The 22,396-nt window shown below is 61.1% G+C and carries 20 protein-coding genes; 8 read left to right on the top strand and 12 right to left on the bottom strand.

The features are described 5' to 3' along the window. Positions 1 to 194: 194 nt before the first annotated feature. The 5 genes from pqqC (at position 195) to FFS64_RS12495 (ending at position 5,392) form a co-directional block, all read left to right on the top strand. The gene (pqqC, locus tag FFS64_RS12515) at positions 195 to 947 is read left to right on the top strand and encodes a pyrroloquinoline-quinone synthase PqqC (protein ID WP_137805639.1); all 753 of its coding nucleotides are present in this window, start codon (positions 195 to 197) and stop codon (positions 945 to 947) included. Then, positions 944 to 1,216: a pyrroloquinoline quinone biosynthesis peptide chaperone PqqD gene (gene pqqD / locus FFS64_RS12510; protein WP_095195020.1), complete on the top strand. Its 273-nt coding sequence runs from the start codon at positions 944 to 946 to the stop codon at positions 1,214 to 1,216. Before pqqC ends, pqqD begins: the two co-directional genes overlap by 4 nt. Then, complete coding sequence (gene pqqE, locus FFS64_RS12505; RefSeq protein WP_137805638.1) at positions 1,194 to 2,336, top strand: pyrroloquinoline quinone biosynthesis protein PqqE; 1,143 nt, start codon at positions 1,194 to 1,196, stop codon at positions 2,334 to 2,336. The genes pqqD and pqqE overlap by 23 nt, the downstream gene beginning before the upstream one ends. A 172-nt stretch (positions 2,337 to 2,508) precedes the next feature. Further along, a complete protein-coding gene (gene ercA, locus FFS64_RS12500; RefSeq protein WP_137805637.1) occupies positions 2,509 to 3,672 on the top strand; it encodes an alcohol dehydrogenase-like regulatory protein ErcA in 1,164 nt (387 codons plus the stop codon). Then, a complete protein-coding gene (locus tag FFS64_RS12495; RefSeq protein ID WP_137805636.1) occupies positions 3,656 to 5,392 on the top strand; it encodes a NahK/ErcS family hybrid sensor histidine kinase/response regulator in 1,737 nt (578 codons plus the stop codon). The genes ercA and FFS64_RS12495 overlap by 17 nt, the downstream gene beginning before the upstream one ends. Here FFS64_RS12495 and FFS64_RS12490 read toward each other — a convergent pair. From FFS64_RS12490 to FFS64_RS12460, 7 genes are all read right to left on the bottom strand, one after another. After that, positions 5,389 to 6,258 carry an aldose 1-epimerase gene (locus FFS64_RS12490; RefSeq protein ID WP_137805635.1) on the bottom strand — a complete coding sequence of 290 codons (870 nt, stop codon included), beginning with the start codon at positions 6,256 to 6,258 and terminating at the stop codon, positions 5,389 to 5,391. The genes FFS64_RS12495 and FFS64_RS12490 overlap by 4 nt on opposite strands. A 110-nt stretch (positions 6,259 to 6,368) precedes the next feature. Continuing rightward, the gene (locus FFS64_RS12485) at positions 6,369 to 7,649 is read right to left on the bottom strand and encodes a TRAP transporter large permease (RefSeq protein WP_137805634.1); all 1,281 of its coding nucleotides are present in this window, start codon (positions 7,647 to 7,649) and stop codon (positions 6,369 to 6,371) included. Next, positions 7,650 to 8,177 (bottom strand): TRAP transporter small permease, encoded by a 528-nt coding sequence (locus tag FFS64_RS12480; RefSeq protein WP_137805633.1) that lies wholly within the window; start codon positions 8,175 to 8,177, stop codon positions 7,650 to 7,652. It lies immediately after the preceding gene. A gap of 82 nt (positions 8,178 to 8,259) precedes the next feature. Then, entirely contained in the window at positions 8,260 to 9,231 is a 972-nt protein-coding gene (locus tag FFS64_RS12475) for a TRAP transporter substrate-binding protein (RefSeq protein ID WP_137805632.1), read from the bottom strand. A 66-nt stretch (positions 9,232 to 9,297) separates the two neighbouring features. After that, the gene (locus tag FFS64_RS12470; RefSeq protein ID WP_137805631.1) at positions 9,298 to 10,206 is read right to left on the bottom strand and encodes an SMP-30/gluconolactonase/LRE family protein; all 909 of its coding nucleotides are present in this window, start codon (positions 10,204 to 10,206) and stop codon (positions 9,298 to 9,300) included. 57 nt (positions 10,207 to 10,263) lie between these two features. Further along, positions 10,264 to 11,088, bottom strand: a complete 825-nt coding sequence (locus tag FFS64_RS12465; RefSeq protein WP_137805630.1) for an NAD(P)-dependent oxidoreductase — start codon at positions 11,086 to 11,088, stop codon at positions 10,264 to 10,266. Positions 11,089 to 11,290: 202 nt separating this feature from the next. Next, positions 11,291 to 12,586 (bottom strand): OprD family porin, encoded by a 1,296-nt coding sequence (locus FFS64_RS12460; protein WP_137805629.1) that lies wholly within the window; start codon positions 12,584 to 12,586, stop codon positions 11,291 to 11,293. 304 nt (positions 12,587 to 12,890) lie between these two features. Between FFS64_RS12460 and FFS64_RS12455 the strand changes: the two genes are divergently transcribed. After that, on the top strand, positions 12,891 to 13,511 hold the full coding sequence (locus FFS64_RS12455) for a TetR/AcrR family transcriptional regulator (RefSeq protein ID WP_095195009.1): 621 nt from the start codon (positions 12,891 to 12,893) through the stop codon (positions 13,509 to 13,511). A 115-nt stretch (positions 13,512 to 13,626) separates the two neighbouring features. Here the strand turns inward: FFS64_RS12455 and preA are convergent, their stop codons facing one another. The 3 genes from preA to hydA form a co-directional block, all read right to left on the bottom strand. Further along, a complete protein-coding gene (preA, locus tag FFS64_RS12450) occupies positions 13,627 to 14,901 on the bottom strand; it encodes an NAD-dependent dihydropyrimidine dehydrogenase subunit PreA (RefSeq protein WP_137805628.1) in 1,275 nt (424 codons plus the stop codon). Next, complete coding sequence (locus FFS64_RS12445; protein WP_137805627.1) at positions 14,902 to 16,269, bottom strand: NAD(P)-dependent oxidoreductase; 1,368 nt, start codon at positions 16,267 to 16,269, stop codon at positions 14,902 to 14,904. A 161-nt stretch (positions 16,270 to 16,430) separates the two neighbouring features. Continuing rightward, on the bottom strand, positions 16,431 to 17,870 hold the full coding sequence (gene hydA / locus FFS64_RS12440; RefSeq protein ID WP_137805626.1) for a dihydropyrimidinase: 1,440 nt from the start codon (positions 17,868 to 17,870) through the stop codon (positions 16,431 to 16,433). A gap of 552 nt (positions 17,871 to 18,422) precedes the next feature. Here hydA and FFS64_RS12435 point away from each other — a divergent pair. Next, a complete protein-coding gene (locus FFS64_RS12435) occupies positions 18,423 to 19,907 on the top strand; it encodes an NCS1 family nucleobase:cation symporter-1 (RefSeq protein WP_137805625.1) in 1,485 nt (494 codons plus the stop codon). Between the two features lie 142 nt (positions 19,908 to 20,049). Then, positions 20,050 to 21,333, top strand: coding sequence for a Zn-dependent hydrolase (locus FFS64_RS12430; protein WP_137805624.1), 1,284 nt, complete (start codon positions 20,050 to 20,052; stop codon positions 21,331 to 21,333). A 63-nt stretch (positions 21,334 to 21,396) separates the two neighbouring features. On the opposite strand, the gene FFS64_RS12425 is transcribed toward FFS64_RS12430, so the two are convergent. Continuing rightward, positions 21,397 to 21,810, bottom strand: a complete 414-nt coding sequence (locus tag FFS64_RS12425) for a DUF6691 family protein (RefSeq protein ID WP_137805623.1) — start codon at positions 21,808 to 21,810, stop codon at positions 21,397 to 21,399. A 2-nt stretch (positions 21,811 to 21,812) separates the two neighbouring features. Next, entirely contained in the window at positions 21,813 to 22,247 is a 435-nt protein-coding gene (locus FFS64_RS12420) for a YeeE/YedE family protein (protein WP_137805622.1), read from the bottom strand. Positions 22,248 to 22,396: the final 149 nt, after the last annotated feature.

Raw genomic sequence — 22,396 nt, 5'->3', positions numbered from 1 at the left:
TGGTGATGCTGGCTCGCAAGCTTGCTCGAGTGGTATTCGCCCTGCTTAAAGGACAGAGCGAATACCAATCAAAAGTGAGTTGAGGGTTTCCCTCAACCATAGAATCTCCCACAAGGGCACCGCAATCCACTGTGGGAGCGAGCCTGCTCGCGAAGGGGCCAGACCAGACACCGCAAAGCCTCCAGGAGATCGTAATGACCGATACAGCAATGACCCCCACCGAATTCGAAGCCGCCCTGCGTGCCAAGGGCGCCTACTACCACATCCACCACCCCTACCATGTGGCGATGTACGAAGGCCGCGCCACCCGCGAGCAGATCCAGGGCTGGGTCGCCAATCGCTTCTACTACCAGGTCAACATCCCGCTCAAGGACGCCGCGATCCTCGCCAATTGCCCCGACCGGGAAGTGCGCCGCGAATGGCTGCAACGCATCCTTGATCACGACGGCGTGCCCGGCAGCGAAGGCGGCATCGAAGCCTGGTTGCGCCTGGGCGAAGCAGTGGGGCTGGATCGCGAGCAGGTCCTGTCGCAGGAACTGGTCCTGCCGGGTGTACGTTTCGCCGTGGACGCCTACGTCAATTTCGCCCGTCGTGCCTGTTGGCAGGAAGCGGCCAGCAGCTCGCTGACCGAACTGTTCGCGCCGCAGATCCATCAATCGCGGCTCGACGCCTGGCCCAGCCATTACCCGTGGATCGACGTCGCCGGCTACGACTACTTCCGCGCGCGGCTGAGCCAGGCCCGGCGCGATGTCGAACACGGCTTGCGCATCACCCTCGCGCATTACGTCACCCTCGAGGCCCAACAACGCATGCTGCAGATCCTGCAATTCAAGCTGGATGTGCTGTGGAGCATGCTCGATGCCATGAGCATGGCCTATGAACTGCAACGCCCGCCGTATCACACCGTCACCCGCGACCACGTCTGGCATCGGGGGATCGCCCTGTGAGCCTGATCGACCGCGAGCAGTCACCGTCGTTGCGCCGGGGATTTCGCCTGCAATGGGAACCGCGCCAGGACTGCCATGTGCTGCTGTACCCCGAAGGCATGATCAAGCTCAACGCCAGCGCCGGGCAGATTCTCAATCTGCTGGATGGTGAGCGCAGCGTCGCAGCGATCATTGATCGGCTGACGGCGGATTTCCCGGGCGTACCGGGGATCGACGAGGATGTGCTGGCCTTTCTGGAGGTGGCCCATGCGCAGTTCTGGATCGAGTGATGCGCCGCCGGGGCCACCGCTGTGGTTGCTGGCGGAGTTGACCTATCGCTGCCCGCTGCAATGCCCGTATTGCTCCAATCCACTGGACTTTGCCCGCCACGGCGAGGAATTGAGTACCGAAGAATGGATTCGCGTGTTCCGCGAAGCACGGGACATGGGTGCCGCGCAACTGGGATTCTCCGGTGGCGAGCCACTGGTGCGTCAGGATCTGGCGCAGTTGATCAAGGCCGCGCGGGACATGGGTTACTACACCAACCTGATCACCTCGGGCATCGGCCTGACCGAGCAGAAGGTGCGCGACTTCAAGGTCGCCGGACTGGACCATATCCAGATCAGTTTCCAGGCCGCCGACGAAGCGGTGAATAACATGCTGGCCGGCTCGCGCAAGGCCTTCGCCCAAAAGCTCGCCATGGCCCGGGCGGTGAAAGCCCAGGGCTATCCGATGGTGCTGAACTTTGTCACCCATCGGCACAACATCGACCGGATCGCGCAGATCATTGAGCTGTGCCTGGAACTGGAAGCGGATTTCGTCGAACTGGCCACCTGTCAGTTCTATGGCTGGGCCGAGCTCAACCGCGTCGGCCTGTTACCGACCCGCGAGCAGTTGCAGCGTGCCGAGCGCATCACTAACGAGTACCGCGAGCGGCTTGAGGCGCAAGGCCATCCGTGCAAGTTGATCTTCGTCACCCCGGATTACTACGAGGAACGCCCCAAGACGTGCATGAACGGGTGGGCCAACCTGTTTCTCGACATCACCCCCGACGGCACGGCGTTGCCGTGTCACAGCGCCCGGCAATTGCCGGTGCAGTTTCCCAACGTGCGCGAACACAGTATCGAGTACATCTGGAACGATTCCTTCGGTTTCAACCGATTTCGTGGCGATGCGTGGATGAAGGAGCCGTGTCGTTCCTGCGATGAAAAACACAAGGATCTGGGAGGCTGCCGCTGCCAGGCCTTCATGCTGACCGGTGATGCCGCCAATGCCGACCCGGTGTGCAGCAAGTCGCCGCACCATGGCGTCATTCTCAAGGCCCGCGAAGAAGCGCAAGCGCCGGGGCTGGGCATGGAGCACCTGACGTTGCGCAATGAGAAGGCGTCGCGGCTGATCTACCGCGGATAGATCAAACACCGCAGAACCCTGTGGGAGCAGGCTCGCCCGCTCCCACAGGGTTCTGCGGTGATTACAAAGTCCGAGTACAACAAGATGGCGCTACCCATTGGTCTGATTGCATTCGCAGCCGGATGCGTTAGTGTGGCTTTACCTTCCAAAACAATAAAAAACAGGCTTTCCTATGAGCCAGAGTCTCAGTCAGCTGCGTAAATTCGTCTCGCCTGAAATCATCTTCGGTGCCGGCTGCCGGCACAACGTCGGCAATTACGCCAAGACCTTTGGCGCGCGCAAGGTGTTGGTTGTCAGCGATCCGGGGGTGATTGCCGCCGGTTGGGTCGCCGATGTCGAAGCCAGCCTGCAAGCGCAGGGCATCGAATATTGCCTTTACAGCGCCGTCTCGCCCAACCCGCGGGTCGAAGAGGTCATGCTCGGCGCCGAGCTGTATCGGGAAAACCACTGTGATGTGATCGTCGCCGTCGGCGGCGGGAGCCCGATGGATTGCGGCAAAGGCATCGGTATTGTCGTCGCCCATGGTCGCAGCATCCTCGAATTTGAAGGGGTAGACACCGTCCGGGTGCCCAGCCCGCCGCTGATCCTGATACCGACCACCGCCGGCACCTCGGCCGACGTCTCGCAATTCGTGATCATTTCCAATCAACAGGAACGCATGAAGTTCTCCATCGTCAGCAAGGCGGTGGTGCCGGACGTGTCGCTGATCGACCCGGAAACCACCCTGAGCATGGACCCGTTCCTGTCCGCCTGTACCGGCATCGACGCCCTGGTGCACGCCATCGAAGCCTTCGTTTCCACCGGTCACGGGCCGCTGACCGATCCCCATGCACTGGAGGCGATGCGCCTGATCAATGGCAATCTGGTGCAGATGATCGCCAACCCGACGGACATCGCCCTGCGCGAAAAAATCATGCTCGGCAGCATGCAGGCCGGGCTGGCGTTCTCCAACGCGATCCTTGGCGCCGTGCATGCGATGTCCCACAGCCTGGGCGGTTTCCTCGATTTGCCCCATGGCCTGTGCAACGCGGTGCTGGTGGAGCACGTCGTGGCGTTCAACTACAGTTCGGCGCCGGAGCGTTTCAAGGTTATCGCCGAGACCTTTGGCATCGATTGCCGGGGTTTGAACCAGCGGCAGATCTGCGGGCGACTGGTCGAACACCTGATCGCCCTCAAACACGCCATTGGCTTCCATGAAACCCTTGGCTTGCATGGGGTCAGCACGTCGGACATTCCGTTCCTGTCGCAACACGCGATGCATGACCCGTGCATCCTGACCAACCCGCGCGAGTCCAGCCAGCGTGATGTCGAGGTCGTCTATGGCGAAGCCCTCTGACGAACAACAACGGGCCCTGGCCGGGCTGCTGGGACTGGGCAGCCACTCGGCCCGCAAGAGCCATTACCCGGAACTGGCCGCGCGTCTGGATGAACTGGAAGCCGAACGCAACCGCTACAAATGGCTGTTCGAAAACGCGGTCCATGGGATTTTCCAGGCCAGCCTGCAAGATGGCATGCGGGCCGCCAACCCGGCGCTGGCGCGCATGCTCGGTTATCAGGACCCGCAGGAGGTGCTGTTTTCCCTGAACGACCTGGCCAGCAACCTGTTTGCCGGTGGCGTGCAGGAACTGGAAACCATCGGTGAAATCCTCAGGCGCCAACACAGCCTGCACGGTTACGAAACCCGCTTGCGCCGCAAGGATGGCAGCCACCTCGATGTGCTGATGAACCTGTTGCTCAAGCCCGGTCAGGAAGGCCTGGTGGAAGGTTTTGTCGCCGACATCACCGAGCGCAAACAGGCCCAGCAGCGCCTGCAACAACTCAATGACGAACTGGAGCTGCGCGTCACTGCGCGCACCGATGAACTGCTCGAAGCCAACCGCAACCTGCAGCAGCAGATCACCCAGCGTAAACAGATCGCCCAGGCCCTGCGCGACGCCCGTGACGCCGCCGAAGCGGCCAATCGCAGCAAGGACAAATACCTCGCCGCCGCCAGCCATGACCTGCTGCAACCGCTGAACGCCGCGCGTTTGCTGATCTCGACCTTGCGCGAGCGCAAGTTGCCGGACGTCGAGCAGGTGCTGGTCGAGCGCACTCACCAGGCCCTGGAAGGCGCCGAAGACCTGCTCACCGATCTGCTGGATATTTCCCGGCTCGATCAGTCAGCGGTCAAGCCGGACATCGCGCCTTACCGCCTGGATGAATTGCTCGGGCCGCTGGTTTCGGAGTTCCAGTCGGTGGCCCAGGCGGCGGGATTGAATCTGCGGGTGCACATGGGCGATTACGCCATCAGCACCGACCTGCGCCTGATGACGCGCATCTTGCGCAACTTCCTCAGCAATGCCTGTCGCTACACCGAGGAAGGCAGCATCCTGCTCGGCGCCCGGCGCCGGGGCGATTATCTGCGCCTGGAGGTGTGGGACACCGGGCGTGGGATCGCCGCCGACCGGCTGGACTCGATCTTCCTTGAATTCAATCAGCTGGATGTCGGCCGTGCCGCCGACCGTAAAGGTGTGGGCTTGGGGCTGGCCATCGTCGAACGCATCGCCAAGATCCTCGGCTATAAAATCGGCGTGCATTCGCTGCCGGGGCGCGGTTCGATGTTCAGCATCGAGGTGCCGCTTTCCCATGAAGTCCCCTTGCCGATCAGCCAGGCGGCGCCCCAGCCGGGGACCGGTAACCCGTTGCCGGGCCGGCGATTGCTGGTGCTGGACAATGAAGTGAGCATCCTGGAGAGCATGGGCGCGTTGCTCGGGCAGTGGGGGTGCGACGTGGTGACGGCCACCGATGAAGCCTCGGCGCTGGCGGCCCTTGAGGGACGGGCGCCGGAACTGATTCTGGCGGACTATCACCTCGATCATGCGGTGGTTGGCTGTGATGTGGTGCGCCATTTGCGCGAGCATTTCCACCGGCCTATCCCGGCGGTGATCATCACCGCCGACCGCACCGACCAGTGCCGGCGCTCGCTGCAACGGCTCGACGCACCGCTGCTGAACAAACCGGTCAAGCCCGGCAAGTTGCGTGCGGTGTTGAGTCAGTTGTTGGGGGCGCCGGCTTAAAGCGCCCGGTACTGCAGCTTGAAGCCCAGCGTCGAGGTTTGACCTTGCTCCAGCAAACGCAAGCCTGGCCGACCGGGCAGGTGGTGCGCGTTGACCGGGTGGCTCACCGGTTCGAGACAGAAAAAATCCAGGCCAGCCGGGCAGTAAAGCAAGTAGTAGTCGCCGCCTGTGGCCTGGCACTCCAGTTCATGACCCAGGTCGGGCTGCTGGATCAGGCAGTGGCCATTCCATTGGCAAAAGCCGTTGTCGACCAGTGTCGCGGGCAATGCCTTGGGTTGTCGGAAATCCCAATCGGCGGGTAACGCAGCGAGCTGTGTCGGCAGTTTGGACGCATCGCACAACCAGACCTGCTCGGCCGGGGCCGTCAGGCGAGTGTTCGCCGTACGTGGAAAGTAGGGGTGCAGACCGAGCCCATGCCATGCGGCACGTTCGGCGAGATGCGCGATGTGCAACTCGATGCTCAAGCGACCTGCGCTCAGCTCGAATCGTTGCCGGGCGCGGTAGGCGAAGGGCGTGCTGCTGTCGAGTTGCAGGATCACTTCGTTCGCTGAATGGGAAACCACGTGCCACGGTTGCTGCCAGGCGCTGCCATGGATCGGCAGCGGATCGGTGATGCTGTTGGGGGCCAGCGCCAGCCAGCCATCGGGGCAATCGAAGCCGCCTTCGGCAATGCGGTTGGACCAGGGCACCAGGGGAAAACAGCCGAGTTTGCCGGGCAGGCCAGTGTTCAATGCCTGCGCATCGGCGTGGCGCAACAAGGGCTGGCCGGTGCCGAGTACGGTCCAGTTGACGATGCTCGCGCCGAGTTCGGGGGCGAGGGTGAGGTGGGTGAATTCGTCTTCGAGTTCGAGCAGTGTTGGTGTCATGTTGATCAGCGCTATCAATTGATGCGGGGGATTTGCAGGCGCCAGGCTTGCCGGCGAAGGCGTCCTTCAGTGCGCCTTCGCCGGCAAGCCTGGCGCCTGCAAGTAAGGAATTACAACACCAAATGCGGCAACCAAAGCGACAGCGCCGGAATGTAGGTCACGGCCATCAGCACCAGGAACAGCACGCCATAGAATGGCAGCAGCGCCTTCACGGTTGTTTCGATACTGACTTTACCCACGGCCGACCCCACAAAAAGTACCGCGCCCACCGGCGGTGTTATCAATCCGATTCCCAGGTTCACCAGCATGATCATGCCGAACTGTACCGGATCGACGCCAATGCCGAGAATCACCGGCATCAGGATAGGCGTGAGGATCAGGATCAGCGGCGCCATGTCCATCACCGTGCCGAGCAACAGCAGCATGACGTTGATGCACATCAGAATCACGTAACGGTTGTCCGACAAGGTCAGGAACATCGTCGTGATCTTCGCCGGGATCTGCATCAGGGTCATGATGTAGCCGAAGCTGGCGGCGAAGCCGATCAGGATCATCACGATCGAAATCGTCCGCACCGTGCGGTGCATCAGTTTCGGCAGTTCGCTCCACTTGTAGTCGCGGTAGATGAACATGGTCACGAAGAACGACCACAGCACCGCAATGGCGGCTGATTCGGTCGCAGTGAAAATGCCCGACAGAATGCCGCCGAGAATGATCACCATGGCCATCAGGCCCCACATGGCTTCGCCGCAGATTTTCAGGGCTTCGCGCATCGGGATGACTTCGCCCTTGGGGTAGTCACGCTTTCTCGCGAAGATCAGGCACAGCACCATCAGGCATGCGCTCATCAACAGGCCCGGCACCACGCCGGCCATGAACAGCGAAGCGATCGACACCGTGCCGCCGGCGGCCAGCGAATAGAGCACCGAGTTGTGGCTTGGCGGGGTCAGGAGCGCTTGTACCGAACCGCTGACGGTCACCGCCGTGGCGAAATCCCGGGGATAGCCTTTGCGTTCCATTTCCGGGATCAGCACCGAGCCGACCGAGGCCGTATCGGCCACCGAAGAACCGGAGATCGCGCCGAAAAAGGTCGAGGCCATGATGTTGACCAGCGACAACCCGCCACGTACGAACCCGACCAGCACCCCGGCAAACGCCACCAGGCGTCTAGACATTCCGCCCTCAGCCATGATCGCGCCGGCCAGGACGAAAAACGGAATCGCCAGCAGGGAAAATTTGTTCACGCCTCCGGCGACCTGGATCATCAGGGCCTGGAACGGAATGTCGATCCACCAGGCGCCGATCAGGGCCGAAAGCCCCAGGGCGTAGGCGACCGGCATGCCGATCAGGATCAATGCGATAAAGCTGCCCAACAGAATCAAAGCGTCCATTCAGGCAGCCCCTTCGCTTTCTTCAACCAGGTCGAAACGTACGACCCGACGATTGCTCTGATCACCGAGCAAGAGTTTTTCCAGCACGAAAATCAAGGTCAGCAGGCCGCCCACGGGGATCGGCATGTAGGTGATGCCCACGCGCAGGGTCGGCAGGGCGCTCATGAACTGATTCCAGGTCGACAGGCACAGTTTGGTGCCCCATACGGTCATGAACACGCAAATGGTCGCCATCAGCAGTTGCGAGAAGAGGCTCATGCCCTTGCGCATGCCGGGCGACATGCGATCGGTCAGCATGGCCACCGCCATGTGCGCACCCGCCCGGTAACTGGCGGCGGCACCGATGAAGGTGAACACCATCATCAGCAGTATCGCGGTGGGCTCCGGCCAGCTGGAACCGGTGCCAAGCACGTAGCGGGCGAACACGCCCCAGGGAATGATCAGGGAAATGGTCAGGACCGACAGGCCGGCGACCCAGATACAGGACATGTACAGCCGGTCGTTGAAGCGCAGCAATAGATTCTTCATCGGGTTTCACCGTAACCGGGCGCGCACGAACGTCTACCCATGTGCAGACGCGCGCGCCGGGCCTTTCAAGGGAGCGGGAGAGTTACTGAACGGCTTCGATGCGCTTGATCAGATCGGCGTAGGGCGCGCCGTATTTCTCGCGGATCGAGGCGGTTGCGTCGTAGAAAGGTTTCTTGTCGACGGTGATGAACTCGACGCCGGCGGCCTTGAGTTTCTCTTCGCTGCTGGCGGACTTGGCGTCCCACAGGGTGCGTTCGTGGGCTTGCGCGGCCTTGGCGGTTTTCTTCACCAGCACTTGCTGTTCGGGGGTGAGTTTTTCCCAGGTGATTTTCGACATCACGATGGGCTCGGGCAGGATCAGGTGGCCGGTCAGGCTGTAGAACTTGGCGTTCTGGTAGTGGTTGTGTTCGAGCAGGGTCGGCGGGTTGTTTTCCGCGCCATCGATCACCCCGGTCTGCAGGGCGCTGAAGATTTCCCCGGTGTCCATGGCGATCCCGTTGCCGCCCATGGCGTTGATGGTGTCGATGAACATCGGGTTGCCTTGCACACGGATCTTCATGCCCTTGAGGTCTTCGAGGCTGCGCACCGGTTTCTTGGTGTAGATGTTACGCGTGCCACCATCCATCCAGGCCAGGGCCACCAGGTTGAATTCGGAATGGGTGATCTTGTCGAGAATCTCGTCGCCGACTTCACCGTCGATGACTTTGCGCATGTGTGCCTGGTCGCGGAACACGAACGGCATGTTGAACACGTTCACGTCCGGCACCACCGGGCCGACGATGCCGAGGCTGACCCGGGCCATCTGGATCGCGCCGACCTGAGCCTGTTCGACCACTTCCTTTTCCGAGCCGAGTACACCGCCGGCGAACATTTTGAAAGTCAGTTTGCCGCCGCTGTCGGCCACCAGGGTCTTGCCCAGTTGCTCTTCGGCGACCACGGTCGGATAACCCGCGGGATGGATGTCGGCGAATTTGATTTCCAGCGCCTGCGCGGCGCTGCCGAAGGTGAAAGCGAAAGGAATTGCAGCGGCGAGCAAGGTGCGTTTGAAGTCCATGGGCATTTCTCCAGTCTTGTTATTTTTGTATTCAAAGGCGCAGCGGTGCAGCAGAAGCGGTGGAGGCTATCGATCCAACAGTGCCGGCGAATCGTTGAACAACGGTTCCGGCAGACCTTTCACGCCGGGGTCGAGGGCGAACACCCCGCCGGCGAGTGACTGCCGATCATGGTCATCACCGGGGCGAATCGAGGTCACGAACAGCGTGTCCAGTCGACTGCCTCCGAAGGCGCACATGGTCGGTTTTTTCACGGGGACAGCAAGGGAGCGGTCGAGGCGACCGTCAGGGGTGAAGCGGTGAATCAGCCCGGCGTCGTTGGCGCAGATCCAGTAGCAGCCTTCGGCGTCCACGGCCGCGCCGTCGGGGCGGCCGGCGAACAGGTTCATGTCGACAAAGACCCGGCGACGGGTCGGGGTGCCGCTGTCGATGTCGTAATCGAAGGCCCAGATCTGCTGGACCGATGGATGGGAATCGGACAGGTACATCGTGCGTCCGTCCGGGCTGAAGGCCAGGCCGTTGGGCACGATGAAACCGTCCAGTTGCGGCGCCAGCGGCCCGCGTTGTCCGGCGCTGTAGCGATATAGCCTGCCGTCGGCGGCATTGGCGGCCATGTTCAGCACCATGCTGCCGGCCCAGAAACGCCCCTGGCGGTCACAGCGACCATCATTGAGGCGCATGTCCGGGCGGGGATGATCGACGAAGGCCAATGGCTCGCTGTCGAGACTGCCATCGTTATGCGCGTGCAGATGAAAGAACCCGCTCTCCATGCCGGCGACCCAGCCACCGTCGGGGTGACGGGTAATGCATGCGAGCATTTCCGGAGTTTTCCAGGCGTCGACATGACCGGTGTCGGCGCTCCAGCGTTGCAACCCCCCTGCAGGAATATCGACCCAGTACAGGGCGTTTTCCTCCGGGACCCAGACCGGGCTTTCACCGACCGCATTGCGGGCATCGACAATCAATTCGGCTTGCATGGCAACTCATTCCCTTGGGTTTTTGTTGTTGGGATCAGGTGGCAGGCGCGGGTGGTTTCAATCGTCGAACGGGCCGGCTGCGCAGAAGGCGCCACCCTGATAGACCCGGGCCGGATCATCGGCGGCCGGCAGTGGCTGGGCTTCGACTTTTTCGCGGAACACTTCGGAGCTGTCCTTCGCGACATATCCCAGGCGCGTGGCGAATTGGTTGTCCCACCAGACGTCCTTGTTATCGGACATGCCGTAGATCACGGTGTGGCCGACCTCCGGCGTGTACAGCGCGCGTTCGAGCAATTGGGTGAGGTCGGCGAAGCTCAGCCAGGTACTCATCATCCGGCGGTTTTGCGGCTCCGGGAACGACGAGCCGATGCGCACGCTGACGGTTTCGATGCCATAGCGATCGAAGTAGAAGGTTGCCATGTCTTCGCCGTAGGACTTGGACAGGCCGTAGTAGCTGTCGGGACGGCGAGGGGAGTGGGCATCGATGACTTCATCTTGTTTGTAGAAACCGATGACATGGTTGGAGCTGGCGAAGATCACTCGTTTCACGCCGTGTCGACGCGCGGCTTCGTAGATGTGGAACACGCCGCAGATGTTGGCACCGAGAATGTCTTCGAACGAATGCTCGGTGGAAACGCCGCCGAAATGCAGGATAGCGTCCACGCCTTCGACCAGTTGATGCACGGCCTGCTTGTCGGCGAGGTCGCAGGGTACGACTTCTTCACGGTTATCGATGGCCGGGGCTATGTCGGCGATGTCCGACAGGCGAATGACATTGGCATAGGGGCGCAGGCTTTCACGCAAGACTTTGCCCAGGCCACCGGCGGCGCCGGTCAGGAGCAGACGATTGAAGGGGGCGCGGGCGGTTGAAGTGGTCGTCATGGGAGTCCCTGAACACGCGGTTGTTGTTATTGGAATTGTTGTAGGTTGTCGTATGACTAACTCGAGTATCGTAAGTGTTTCCGGTTCTTGTCAACGCGACTTTGGTGGAAATTGACGAGGGGCAATCACTTTCCCTGTGGGAGCTGGCTCGCTCCCACATTGATTCGGCCAAACCTGATAGCAGCTGCCCGAAAAGACGCCCTTACAACAGCGAAATCGGATAACTGATGAACAATCGGTTCTCATCGAATTCGTTGGTACTGAAGTCCCTGCGAATGCTCGCATTGCGCCATTTGACGTTGAGATTTTTCAGCGCGCCGCTTTGCACCGTATAGGCCAGTTCCGACTCGCGGCCCCATTCCTTGCCGTCGGTGATGGTGCCGGTGTGCACATTGTCGCCACTGATGTAGCGGTTCATCAGGGTCAGGCCGGGAATGCCGAGGGCGACGAAGTTGTAGTCGTGGCGCACTTGCCAGGATTTTTCCCGGGCGTTGTCGTAGCTGGAGTTGTAGCTGTCGTTGGCCAGGGTGCCACCGCTGGTGCCGTTGACCCGCATCCAGACATCGTCGCCACTGAGTTTCTGCAGGCCGACATAAAAGGTGTTGCCGCCATACTTGGCGGAGAGCAGGGCGAACGCGGTCTTGTTGTCGAGGTCGCCGGCCAGGGCGCTGCCTTCTTCCTTGCCGATGAAGTAGCCGAGATTGGCGCCGAAGGTCCAGTCGCCGAGGGGCTGGCTGTGGCTGAGGTTGAAGTACTGCTGCTGATAGATGTCGCTGAGTTCGGCGTACCACACACCGACCTGGGTGCGCTTGTCGTTGAAGGCGTATTCGCCGCCACCGAAGTTGAAACGGTCCGAGGTGAACGCCGCTTTACCATTCATGAACATGTCTTCCATGCTCGCATCATTGCGCGGGCTGTTCTGCCGGAACTGACCGCCGTAGAGCGTCAGGCCGCTGATTTCCGTGGAGGTCACCTGACCGCCACGGAAGGTTTGCGGCAACGAACGGCCATCGTCGGCGCGCAGGATCGGCAGCACCGGCATCCATTCGCCAACCTTCACTTCGGTTTTCGAAATCTTGCCCTTGAGCGCCACACCCAGGCGGCCGAAATTGTCGGCGGGGCGGCCGTCACCGTGGATCGGCAGCAACTGCGTACCGCCCGTGCCTTTGCCGCCATCGAGTTTCTGCGAGTAGAGCCCCAGCACATCCACGCCGAAGCCGACCGGGCCGGGGGTGAAACCGGATTTGGCATCGAGGATGAAGTTCTGCGTCCACTCTTCAGCCTTGCCCTGGGGGGAGGCCGGGTTGGTGAAGTTGCGGTTGAAGTAGGCGTTACGCAGGTTCAGCGTGGCCTTGGCATCGTCGGTGAAACCTTCGGCCTGGCTGGTCATGGGCAGGGCGAAGGCGAGGCTGCCGCAGCCGATCAGGCTCAAGGTATGGCGGCGGGTGAACGAGGGACGTGGACTGCGGGCGGACGGATTACGGGCGAGGTGGCTCACTGTGACGCTCCATTTTTCTTGTTTTTATTTTTTGTTATACGTCGTCGTACAACATTGAGGCGATTATTTGCGGGGATTTCCAGGGTTGTCAATCAGAAGTTATACGATGACTTGACTGTTGTGGGAGCGAGCCTGCTCGCGAAGACGGACTGTCAGTCAACAAGGCGGGTGAATGTGATATTGCAATGGGCGAGCAGGCTCGCCCCCACAGGAAATGGCGGGTTGAACGTAGTTTGCGATCCCCCTGTCGCCGCGAGGTAGAGCGGATGCTAGTCTTGTTTAACGCTGAAACAAGGGAGCCCTCATGGGCAATCACAAGATCGAGATTCGTCGCAGTAACGTCGAGAAAATTCTGCTGGGGGCCGAGAAAGTCTTCGCCGAAAAAGGCTTCGGCAGCACCGCCATGGCCGACATTGCCGCCGAGGTAGAGCTGCCGCGCTCCAATCTGCATTACTACTTCAGCACCAAGACCGAGCTGTACAGCGCCGTACTCTTGGGTCTGCTGGAAGTGTGGAAACAGGACGCGCTGTGCTTCGAGATGTTCGACGATCCGCGCGTGGTACTCAGCAGCTACATCCGCGCCAAGATGAACCACTCACGCAGTCGCCCCTACGGTTCGAAAGTCTGGGCCAACGAAATCATCCACGGCGCGCCGACCCTGGGCGAGACACTGGACGCAAGCCTGTACGACTGGGCCAAGATGAAAGAAGCGAAGATCCGCCAGTGGGTGGACGACAAACGCATCCTGCCGGTGGAACCCTCGAGCCTGCTGTACATGATCTGGGCCTCGACCCAGCACTACGCGGACTTTGATCATCAGGTGAATATTCTCAATGATCATCAGCCGCTATCGGACATGCAGTTCGAACGGGCGGTGCAGACGGTGACGAGTGTGATTTTGCGGGGGATTGGGTTGGAGCCTTGAGGCGGTCGGTGCCGTTGCCGACCTCTTCGCGAGCAGGCTCGCTCCCACAGTTGAAATGCATTCCAATGTGGGAGCGAGCCTGCTCGCGAAAGCGCCCGTTCAGACGCCGCTGAACTCAGACTGCGACATGGTAGGGATTGCGCGGATCATGATTCCAGTCCAGAAACGGCTTGCCGGTGTCCACCGGGACCATTTCGATGCAGTCCTGCACCGGGCAGGTGATCTGGCACAGGTTGCAGCCGACACACTCTTCATCAATCACTTCATAGGCGTGGGTGCCATCGGCCTTTTTCACGCTGGCCACGGCCTGGTGCGAGGTGTCTTCGCAGGCGATGTGGCAGCGGCCGCAACCGATGCAGGCCTCCTGGTCAATCTTCGCAATCACCTGATAGTTGATGTCCAGGTACTTCCAGTCCGTGGTATTGGCCACCGCCCGCCCGGAAAACTCTGAAATGCTGGCGTAGCCCTGACTGTCCATCCAGCGCGACAGGCCGTCCTTCATCTCCTCGACAATCCTGAAGCCATGCAGCATCGCCGCCGTGCACACCTGCACCGAGCCACTGCCCAGGGCGATGAACTCTGCCGCGTCGCGCCAGTTGCCGATGCCGCCGATGCCGCTGATGGGCAAGCCCTGGGTCTGCGGATCGCGGGCGATTTCCGCGACCATGTTCAGGGCAATCGGCTTGACCGCCGAACCGCAATAGCCGCCATGGGTACTCTGACTGCCGACCATTGGATTGGCCACCATGCGCTCCAGGTTGACGCTGGTAATCGAATTGATGGTGTTGATCAGCGACACCGCATCGGCGCCGCCCCGGTGCGCTGCGCGGGCAGCTACGCGGATGTCGGTGATGTTCGGCGTGAGCTTGACGATCACCGGCAGCGAACAATACGTCTTGCACCAACGGGTGACCTGTTCGACGTACTCCGGCACCTGGCCGACCGCCGCACCCATGCCGCGCTCCGGCATGCCATGGGGGCAACCAAAGTTCAGTTCGATACCGTCGGCGCCGGTGGCTTCCACCAGCGGCAGAATGTGTTTCCAGGACTCTTCGACGCAGGGCACCATCAACGACACGATCAACGCACGGTCCGGCCAGTCCTTTTTGACCTGGGTGATTTCCCGCAGGTTGATCTCCAGTGAGCGGTCGGTGATCAGCTCGATGTTGTTAAAGCCGAGAACCTCTCTGTTAGCTCCGAAGTGCGCGGAATAGCGCGACGACACGTTCACCGCCGCGGGATCCTCCCCCAATGTTTTCCAGACCACGCCACCCCAGCCGGCTTCGAAAGCGCGGACCACGTTGTAGGCCTTGTCGGTCGGGGGCGCGGAGGCCAGCCAGAACGGGTTGGGGGACTTGATGCCAGCGAAGACAATCGACAGATCGGCCATTTACGCAGCCTCCACGTTGAGCATCAGTTGAGCATGAATAGCCTCGGCGGCCCGCTTGCCGTGTTGCACCGCTTGCACGGTGAGGTCCTGGTCGAGGCTGGTACAGTCGCCGCCGGCATATACGCCGGGGATGCTGGTTTGCAGCTGTTCGTCCACCAGGATGCGATCGCCCTGGCGCTTGAGCTCGCGGGCCAGCGGGTCGGCGAGGGCGCTGTCATCGAAGGTCTGGCCGATAGCCTTGAAGATCGCGTCGGCAGCCAGCTCGAAGGTTTCGCCGGTGGTTTGCAGGCGACCTTCAACCAGATGTGTGCGAGCGAAGCGCATGCCGCGTACCTGACCCTGGTCATCGAGCAACACTTGCTCCGGTTGTGCCCAGGTCAACAGGCGCACCTGATTGGCCTTGGCGATGTCTTGTTCGTGGTGGGTCGCGCCCATGTCTTCGACGCCACGGCGATACACCAGGTTGACGTCATGGGCGCCGAGGCGAGCCATTTGCACCGCCATGTCGATGGCGGTGTTGCCGGCGCCGAGCACGATGCAGTGGTCAGCCAGAGGCAGTTCGGTCAGGTCTTCGGCCTGGCGCAGTTCGCGGATGTAGTCGGTGGCGGCTACCAGCCCGGGCGCGTCTTCATGCGGTAGGCCCAGCTGTTTGCTGGCCGCCAGGCCGAGGCCGAGGAACACCGCGTCGAATTGTTGATGCAGATCGCTGAGGCTCAGGTTGTCCCCGAGTTTTTGTCCATGGCGGATTTCGATACCGCCGATTTCCATCAGGAACTCCAGCTCCTTCTGCGCGTAATCGTCCACCAGTTTGTATTTGGCGATCCCATATTCATTAAGGCCGCCGGCCTTTTCCCGAACCTCGAAAATCACCACGTCATGCCCGTGCATGGCGCTGCGATGGGCGCAGGACAGCCCCGCCGGACCGGCACCCACCACGGCAATGCGCTTGCCGGTGGCGGCGGCACGGGAGAAGGGGTGTTGGCTGAAATGCGCGTTGTCCACGGCGTAGCGTTGCAGCAGACCGATCAACACCGGCGCGCACTCATGGGCGTTGTTGCGCACACAGGCTTGCTGGCAGAGGATCTCTGTGGGGCAGACCCGGGCACAACTGCCGCCGAGGATGTTGGCCGAAAGGATTTTCTGCGCCGCGCCCTGGACGTTGTCCTGGTGGATGTTGCGGATGAACGAGGGAATATCGATCTCGCTCGGGCAGGCATTGACGCACGGTGCGTCGTAGCAATACAGGCAGCGCGAGGCTTCCAGGTGGGCCTGCCGATCATTGAGTGGCGGCGCCAGGTCGGTGAAATGGCCGGCGAGGGCGGCCGCGTTCTCGTAGGGGTGCGGGAGGTGGGTCAGGGTCTTGATCACGGTTTTTGGCCTCACGGTGATGGAGGTTATGCCTCTACATGGGCATTGTTTTTTTGCTGCCTGGACCGGCCCTATCGCTGGCAAGCCAGCTCCCACAGGTTTTGTGAACACCTGAGATCTCTGTGGGAGCTGGCTTGCCAGCGATAGGCCGAAGGCCGCTCTCAGCGCTTCACGGCAACCGGCTGATTCAACTCGGCCCGCTTGCTCAACAAGTCAAACACCGCCGGATACGCCGGCCGTTCGATATAGCGTCCGGCCCCACGCTCGGCCCGCAGGTCACCATCGGCCCAGACCACCCGGCCCTGGCTGATGGTGTGGCTGGGCACGCCGCGTACGGTCTTGCCTTCGAAGATGTTGAAGTCGACCTGCTGGTGATGGGTCTTGGCCGAAATCGTCCGGGTGCCGTGCGGGTCCCACAGCACCAGGTCGGCATCGGCGCCCACGCGGATCGCGCCTTTGCGAGGGTAAAGGTTGAAGATCTTCGCGGTGTTGGTGGAGGTGAGGGCGACGAAGTGCTGCATCGACAGGCGCCCGGTGTTCACCCCTTCATCCCAGAGCACGGCCATGCGGTCTTCGATGCCGGCCGTGCCATTGGGGATCTTGCTGAAATCGTCCTTGCCGGCGGCTTTCTGCTCGGCGCAGAAGCAGCAGTGATCGGTGGCGGTGGTGTGCAGATTGCCCGCTTGCAGGCCATGCCACAGTGCGTCCTGATGGCCGCGCGGACGGAAGGGCGGGCTCATCACGTAACCGGCGGCGGTCTGCCAGTCCGGGTGTTGATAGACGCTGTCGTCCAGCAGCAAATGCCCGGCCAGCACTTCGCCGTAGACCGGTTGGCCCTTGGCGCGGGCGTAGGTGATTTCGTCCAGCGCTTCCTTGGTCGAAACGTGCACCAGGTACAGCGGCGTGCCCAGGGTTTCGGCGATGCGGATCGCCCGGCTTGCGGCTTCGCCTTCGACCTGGGAAGGGCGCGACAGTGGATGCGCTTCCGGCCCGGTCATGCCCTGGGCCATCAGTTTGCGTTGCAGGTGATAGACCAGCTCGCCATTTTCCGCATGCACGGTGGGCACAGCACCCAGTTCCAGGCAACGCTCGAAACTCGCCACCAGGGTGTCGTCGGCCGCCATGATCGCGTTTTTGTAAGCCATGAAGTGCTTGAAGCTGTTGACCCCGTGATGGATCACCAACTCGGCCATTTCCTCGCGGACCTGCTCGCTCCACCAGGTGATGGCGACGTGGAAGCCGTAATCGGAAGCGGATTTCTCGGCCCAGCCGCGCCATTGATGGAAGGCTTCCATCAAGGACTGCTGCGGGTTGGGAATCACGAAGTCGATGATCGAGGTGGTGCCCCCGGCCAGACCCGCCGCCGTGCCGCTGAAAAAGTCTTCGCTGGCCACGGTGCCCATGAAGGGCAGTTGCATATGGGTATGGGGGTCGATGCCACCGGGCATCAGGTATTGGCCGCTGCCGTCGAGCACTTCGGCACCTGCGGGCACGTCGAGGTCTTCGCCGATGGCCTTGATCACGCCGTCTGCGCAATACACATCGGCGCGATAACTTTCATCATGGGTAATAACGGTGGCGCCACGAATCAACAGAGACATTCCGGATTCCTCGCAGGCATGACCGACTGATGTCGGTTCTAGATGTTTTTATAGGTGGCCATCGTAAACAGGTGTATTCCTGTCAGCGCTGTCAGGAATAAACGCTAGCTGCTGTTATGGGAATCAGCAAGAATATTTTTTATTAGCTTATATCTGTTTTAACTTATTGATAATTAACAGTTTAAATCTAAAATCACCAAAATGGTGAGACCCCTCCCCATTTTGACGCACTTGACAGGTTCGAAATATGGTCAAGATTTTCTATGTGAAATCAGCTGTTTGAGTATGGTCTATGGTTGATGCGCGACATTGAAAAAAAGATCGGCGCACCAGATTGAGTCCTGACTGTTCGGACAACTTGCCTGGCATTCGGCCTGAGTGGCATGGCAACTCGCCGAGGATTCAATGGTTGTACAAATAAAACTGATAAATATCAGTTGCTTAGCAAATGTTTATGGAACTGCCCGATGCACAAACGGGGTACCCGGCATGCTTATTGATGCCGCCAGCCCCTGATGAGCAAAAAATAATTCAAAGAACAGTGGAGCGGCCATGCAACAGATCAGATCGCAAGTGACCGAGCGCGACGGCTTGTTCGAGCTGGAAGCCGGCAGCGATGTCCTCGACAGTCCCCGTTACAACCACGACATGGCACCGACCAAGGTGCGCGAACGAACCTGGAACAAATGGCACATCACCGCGTTGTGGGTCGGCATGTCGATTTGTGTGCCGACCTATACCCTTGGCGGCGTACTGACGGCCTATTTTGGCCTGAGCGTCGGCGAAGCGCTGCTGGCGATCCTCTTCGCCAATATCATCGTACTGATTCCCCTGACCCTGAACGCCTTTCCCGGCACCAAGTACGGCATTCCGTTCCCGGTGTTGCTGCGTTCGTCGTTCGGCATCCTCGGTTCCAACATCCCGTGCCTGATCCGCGCCCTGGTGGCGTGTGGCTGGTTCGGCATCCAGACGATGTTCGGCGGCCTGGCCATTCACCTGTTTCTGGGATCGGTGTTCGAGGGCTGGAAATCCTTGGGTGGCACTGGTGAAGTCCTGGGCTTCATGATGTTCTGGGCGCTGAACCTGTGGGTGGTGATCCGCGGCGCCGAGTCGATCAAATGGCTGGAAACCCTGTCCGCGCCGTTGCTGGTGGCCGTGGGCGTGGGGCTGCTGGTGTGGGCGATGCCCAACGTGTCGATGACCGAATTGCTGGCGATTGCGCCCAAGCGCCCGGAAGGGGCCAGTGTGGTCAGTTACTTCGCCGCCGGGCTGACCGCGATGGTCGGCTTCTGGGCCACGCTGTCGCTGAACATCCCGGACTTCAGCCGCTATGCAAAAAGCCAGAAGGACCAGATCGTCGGGCAGATTATCGGCTTGCCGCTGACCATGTTCCTGTTCGCCGCGCTGGGCGTGGTGATGACCGCCGCCTCGGTGAAACTGGTGGGCGTGACGGTGTCCGATCCGGTGACGCTGATCGGTCATATCCAGAGCCCGGTCTGGGTCGCGCTGGCCATGGCGCTGATCATCATCGCCACGCTGTCTACCAACACCGCGGCCAACATCGTGTCGCCGACCAACGACTTCCAGAACATTGCGCCCAAGGCGATCAACCGGACCAAAGCGGTGATGCTCACCGGTTTCGTCGGCCTGGCGCTGATGGGGCATGAACTGCTGAAAAAGCTCGGGCTGATCGTCTCGGACATCAGCCTGGAAACCGTCTATTCCAACTGGTTGCTCGGCTATTCGAGCCTGCTGGGGCCGATTGCCGGGATCATGGTGGTGGACTATTTCCTGATCAAGAAACAGCAACTGGACCTTGCCGGACTCTATCGCGATGACGTGTACCCGGCGTGGAACTGGAACGGCTTTCTCGCGTTCGGTGTGCCGGTGGCACTGACGCTGTTGTCGCTGGGCAGCGACGCGTTCAGCTGGTTCTACAGCTATGGCTGGTTCACCGGCTCGGCCCTTGGCGGTTTGATTTACTACGGGTTGTGCGTGATGCGACCCAGCCCGTCGGTCGCCAAATCGGCGGTGTGATTGAAGGCCTCATCGCGGGCAAGCCCGCTCCCACAGGGGAACGCATTTCAACTGTGGGAGCGGGCTTGCCCGCGATGACGGCCTCACATTCACCGACAAAATGTATGAGAGAAACCTATAAGAACAGCCTGAGGAGATCCCCATGAACGCAGCCGTAGACGTTCTGCAATCCACCCATCAGCACATCAACCGCGACCGCTTGTGGCAGTCGCTCATGGAACTGGCCAAGCTCGGCGCGACGGTCAAGGGCGGTGTCTGTCGCCTGGCCCTGACTGACCTCGACCGCCAGGCCCGTGATACGTTCGTGAAGTGGTGTGAGGAAGCCGGCTGCACCGTCAGCATCGACGCCGTGGGCAATATCTTCGCCCGTCGTCCCGGGCGCAATCCGGATCTGCCGCCAGTGATGACCGGCAGCCATATCGACACCCAACCCACCGGCGGCAAGTTCGATGGCTGCTTCGGCGTGCTGGCCGGCGTCGAAGTGCTGCGCACCCTCAATGACCTGGGCATCGAAACCGAAGCGCCGCTGGAAGTGGTGGTGTGGACCAACGAAGAAGGCTCGCGCTTCGCCCCGTGCATGATGGGCTCCGGCGTATTCGCGGAAAAATTCACCCTGGAAGAAACCCTGGCCAAGGTCGATGCCGAGGGCGTGACGGTCGGCGAGGCGCTGAACGCCATCGGCTATGCGGGGCCGCGCGCGGTCAGCGGTCATGCGGTGGGCGCCTATTTCGAAGCGCACATCGAGCAAGGGCCTATTCTCGAGGACGAACGCAAAACCATTGGCGTCGTCATGGGTGCCCTCGGGCAGAAATGGTTCGACCTGAAACTGCGCGGCGTCGAAGCTCATGCCGGTCCGACCCCGATGCATCTACGCAAGGATGCGCTGGTCGGCGCCGCGGTGATCGTTGGCGCCGTCAACCGCGCTGCTCTCGGTCACCAGCCCCACGCCTGCGGCACCGTCGGTTGCCTGCAAGCCTATCCCGGTTCCCGCAACGTCATCCCCGGGGAAGTGCGCATGACCCTGGACTTCCGCCATCTGGAACCGGCACGGCTGGACTCGATGATCGCCGAGGTCCGCGAAGTCATCGAAACCACTTGCGAAGAACACGGTTTGACCTATGAGCTGACACCCACCGCCGACTTTCCGCCGCTGTACTTCGACAAGGGCTGCGTCGAAGCGGTACGCGGTGCCGCGCAAGGGCTGGGCCTGTCGCACATGGACATCGTCAGTGGCGCGGGACACGACGCGATCTTCCTCGCCGAACTCGGCCCGGCCGGAATGATCTTTGTGCCGTGCGAAGGCGGCATCAGCCACAACGAAATCGAAAACGCCGCGTCGGATGACCTGGCGGCGGGGTGCGCGGTGTTGTTGCGGGCGATGCTGGCGGCTTCAGCAGCGATTGCCGACGGCCGGCGCACCAATTGACGAGCAACGAAATGCAGCCTTCGGCCGGCAGGCTGCAATTTCGCCCAAGGATCGCTCCCGGACTCAGCGTCGCGTTTGCAGCATTCTGAAAATCAGCATACCCGCCAGCATGGCGAACACGAAGACCCATGCCTGCCAGTGCCCTGTCGGCAGCAACACCAAGGCCGGGCCCGGACAAATACCGGCGATACCCCACCCGATTCCAAAGAGCAGGCTGCCACCGATCAGTCGCGAGTCCAGTTCACGGCTGACCGGCAATTGCATGGGCGCGCCCAGCAAGGATGTCGGTTGCTTCATCGCCCAATGAAACGGCACCCAAGCTACGGCGATCGCGGCGATCATCACCAGTGCCAGCGAAGGATCCCACACACCGGTAATGTCCAGAAAACCCAACACTTTGGCCGGGTTCGCCATGCCAGCCAGCAACAAGCCGATGCCGAAGAGCACGCCGGCCATGAACGCGATCACTTTGCGCATGCTTAATACCCCAGCTGGTGACGTATAACGAAGACCGTCACAAAACCCGAGAACATGAAACTTAATGTGGCAACAATGGAGCGCGGTGAGAGGCGCGAGATCCCACACACGCCATGGCCACTGGTGCATCCCGAGCCATAGCGGGTGCCAATGCCGACGCATAACCCGGCGACGATCAGCCCCACGGGCCCCGTCTTGAATTCAATGGGCGGCCATGCATTCAACAGTGCCCACACCAAGGGGGCTGCCAGCAGTCCGAGAATGAACAAGGCTTTTTCGGCCAGCCCCGAATCCTTGCGCTCGATCAGGCTGCCCAATAACCCGCTGATCCCTGCAACCCGTCCGTTGCATACCACCATCAGGCCGGCGGCGAGTCCGATAAGCGCGCCTCCCGCGAGGGCAGACCAGGGGGTGAAGTGAACTGAGTCAAACATCATGGCAATGCTCCTGAAGGGTAAGGCCTTACGCACAGTACTTATTCTGCTTGAGCATAGGTTGGCATCCTTTCCTTGGCGACGGCTGAAGAGCTGCGAAGGGCTCTGCACTATCGCCATCCGCAGCGGTCGACATCTTCACAGGCAGACAC

Source organism: Pseudomonas sp. G(2018), assembly GCF_005502415.1.
Lineage (GTDB): Bacteria > Pseudomonadota > Gammaproteobacteria > Pseudomonadales > Pseudomonadaceae > Aquipseudomonas.
The sequence above is the reverse complement of the archived record's forward strand: the minus strand, read 5'-3'. Positions and strand labels throughout refer to the sequence as shown.

Bases quoted from the DNA above. Each gene is read 5' to 3' on its own strand.
- ercA (WP_137805637.1), top strand. From the start codon at position 2,509: ATGAGCCAGAGTCTCAGTCAGCTGCGTAAATTCGTCTCGCCTGAAATC.
- FFS64_RS12495 (WP_137805636.1), top strand. From the start codon at position 3,656: ATGGCGAAGCCCTCTGACGAACAACAACGGGCCCTGGCCGGGCTGCTG.
- FFS64_RS12485 (WP_137805634.1), bottom strand. From the start codon at position 7,649: ATGGACGCTTTGATTCTGTTGGGCAGCTTTATCGCATTGATCCTGATC.
- FFS64_RS12470 (WP_137805631.1), bottom strand. From the start codon at position 10,206: ATGCAAGCCGAATTGATTGTCGATGCCCGCAATGCGGTCGGTGAAAGC.
- FFS64_RS12465 (WP_137805630.1), bottom strand. From the start codon at position 11,088: ATGACGACCACTTCAACCGCCCGCGCCCCCTTCAATCGTCTGCTCCTG.
- FFS64_RS12420 (WP_137805622.1), bottom strand. From the start codon at position 22,247: ATGATGTTTGACTCAGTTCACTTCACCCCCTGGTCTGCCCTCGCGGGA.
- FFS64_RS12480 (WP_137805633.1), bottom strand. From the start codon at position 8,177: ATGAAGAATCTATTGCTGCGCTTCAACGACCGGCTGTACATGTCCTGT.
- FFS64_RS12430 (WP_137805624.1), top strand. From the start codon at position 20,050: ATGAACGCAGCCGTAGACGTTCTGCAATCCACCCATCAGCACATCAAC.
- pqqC (WP_137805639.1), top strand. From the start codon at position 195: ATGACCGATACAGCAATGACCCCCACCGAATTCGAAGCCGCCCTGCGT.
- FFS64_RS12490 (WP_137805635.1), bottom strand. From the start codon at position 6,258: ATGACACCAACACTGCTCGAACTCGAAGACGAATTCACCCACCTCACC.
- FFS64_RS12475 (WP_137805632.1), bottom strand. From the start codon at position 9,231: ATGGACTTCAAACGCACCTTGCTCGCCGCTGCAATTCCTTTCGCTTTC.
- preA (WP_137805628.1), bottom strand. From the start codon at position 14,901: ATGGCCGATCTGTCGATTGTCTTCGCTGGCATCAAGTCCCCCAACCCG.
- hydA (WP_137805626.1), bottom strand. From the start codon at position 17,870: ATGTCTCTGTTGATTCGTGGCGCCACCGTTATTACCCATGATGAAAGT.
- FFS64_RS12455 (WP_095195009.1), top strand. From the start codon at position 12,891: ATGGGCAATCACAAGATCGAGATTCGTCGCAGTAACGTCGAGAAAATT.
- pqqE (WP_137805638.1), top strand. From the start codon at position 1,194: ATGCGCAGTTCTGGATCGAGTGATGCGCCGCCGGGGCCACCGCTGTGG.
- FFS64_RS12435 (WP_137805625.1), top strand. From the start codon at position 18,423: ATGCAACAGATCAGATCGCAAGTGACCGAGCGCGACGGCTTGTTCGAG.
- FFS64_RS12425 (WP_137805623.1), bottom strand. From the start codon at position 21,810: ATGCGCAAAGTGATCGCGTTCATGGCCGGCGTGCTCTTCGGCATCGGC.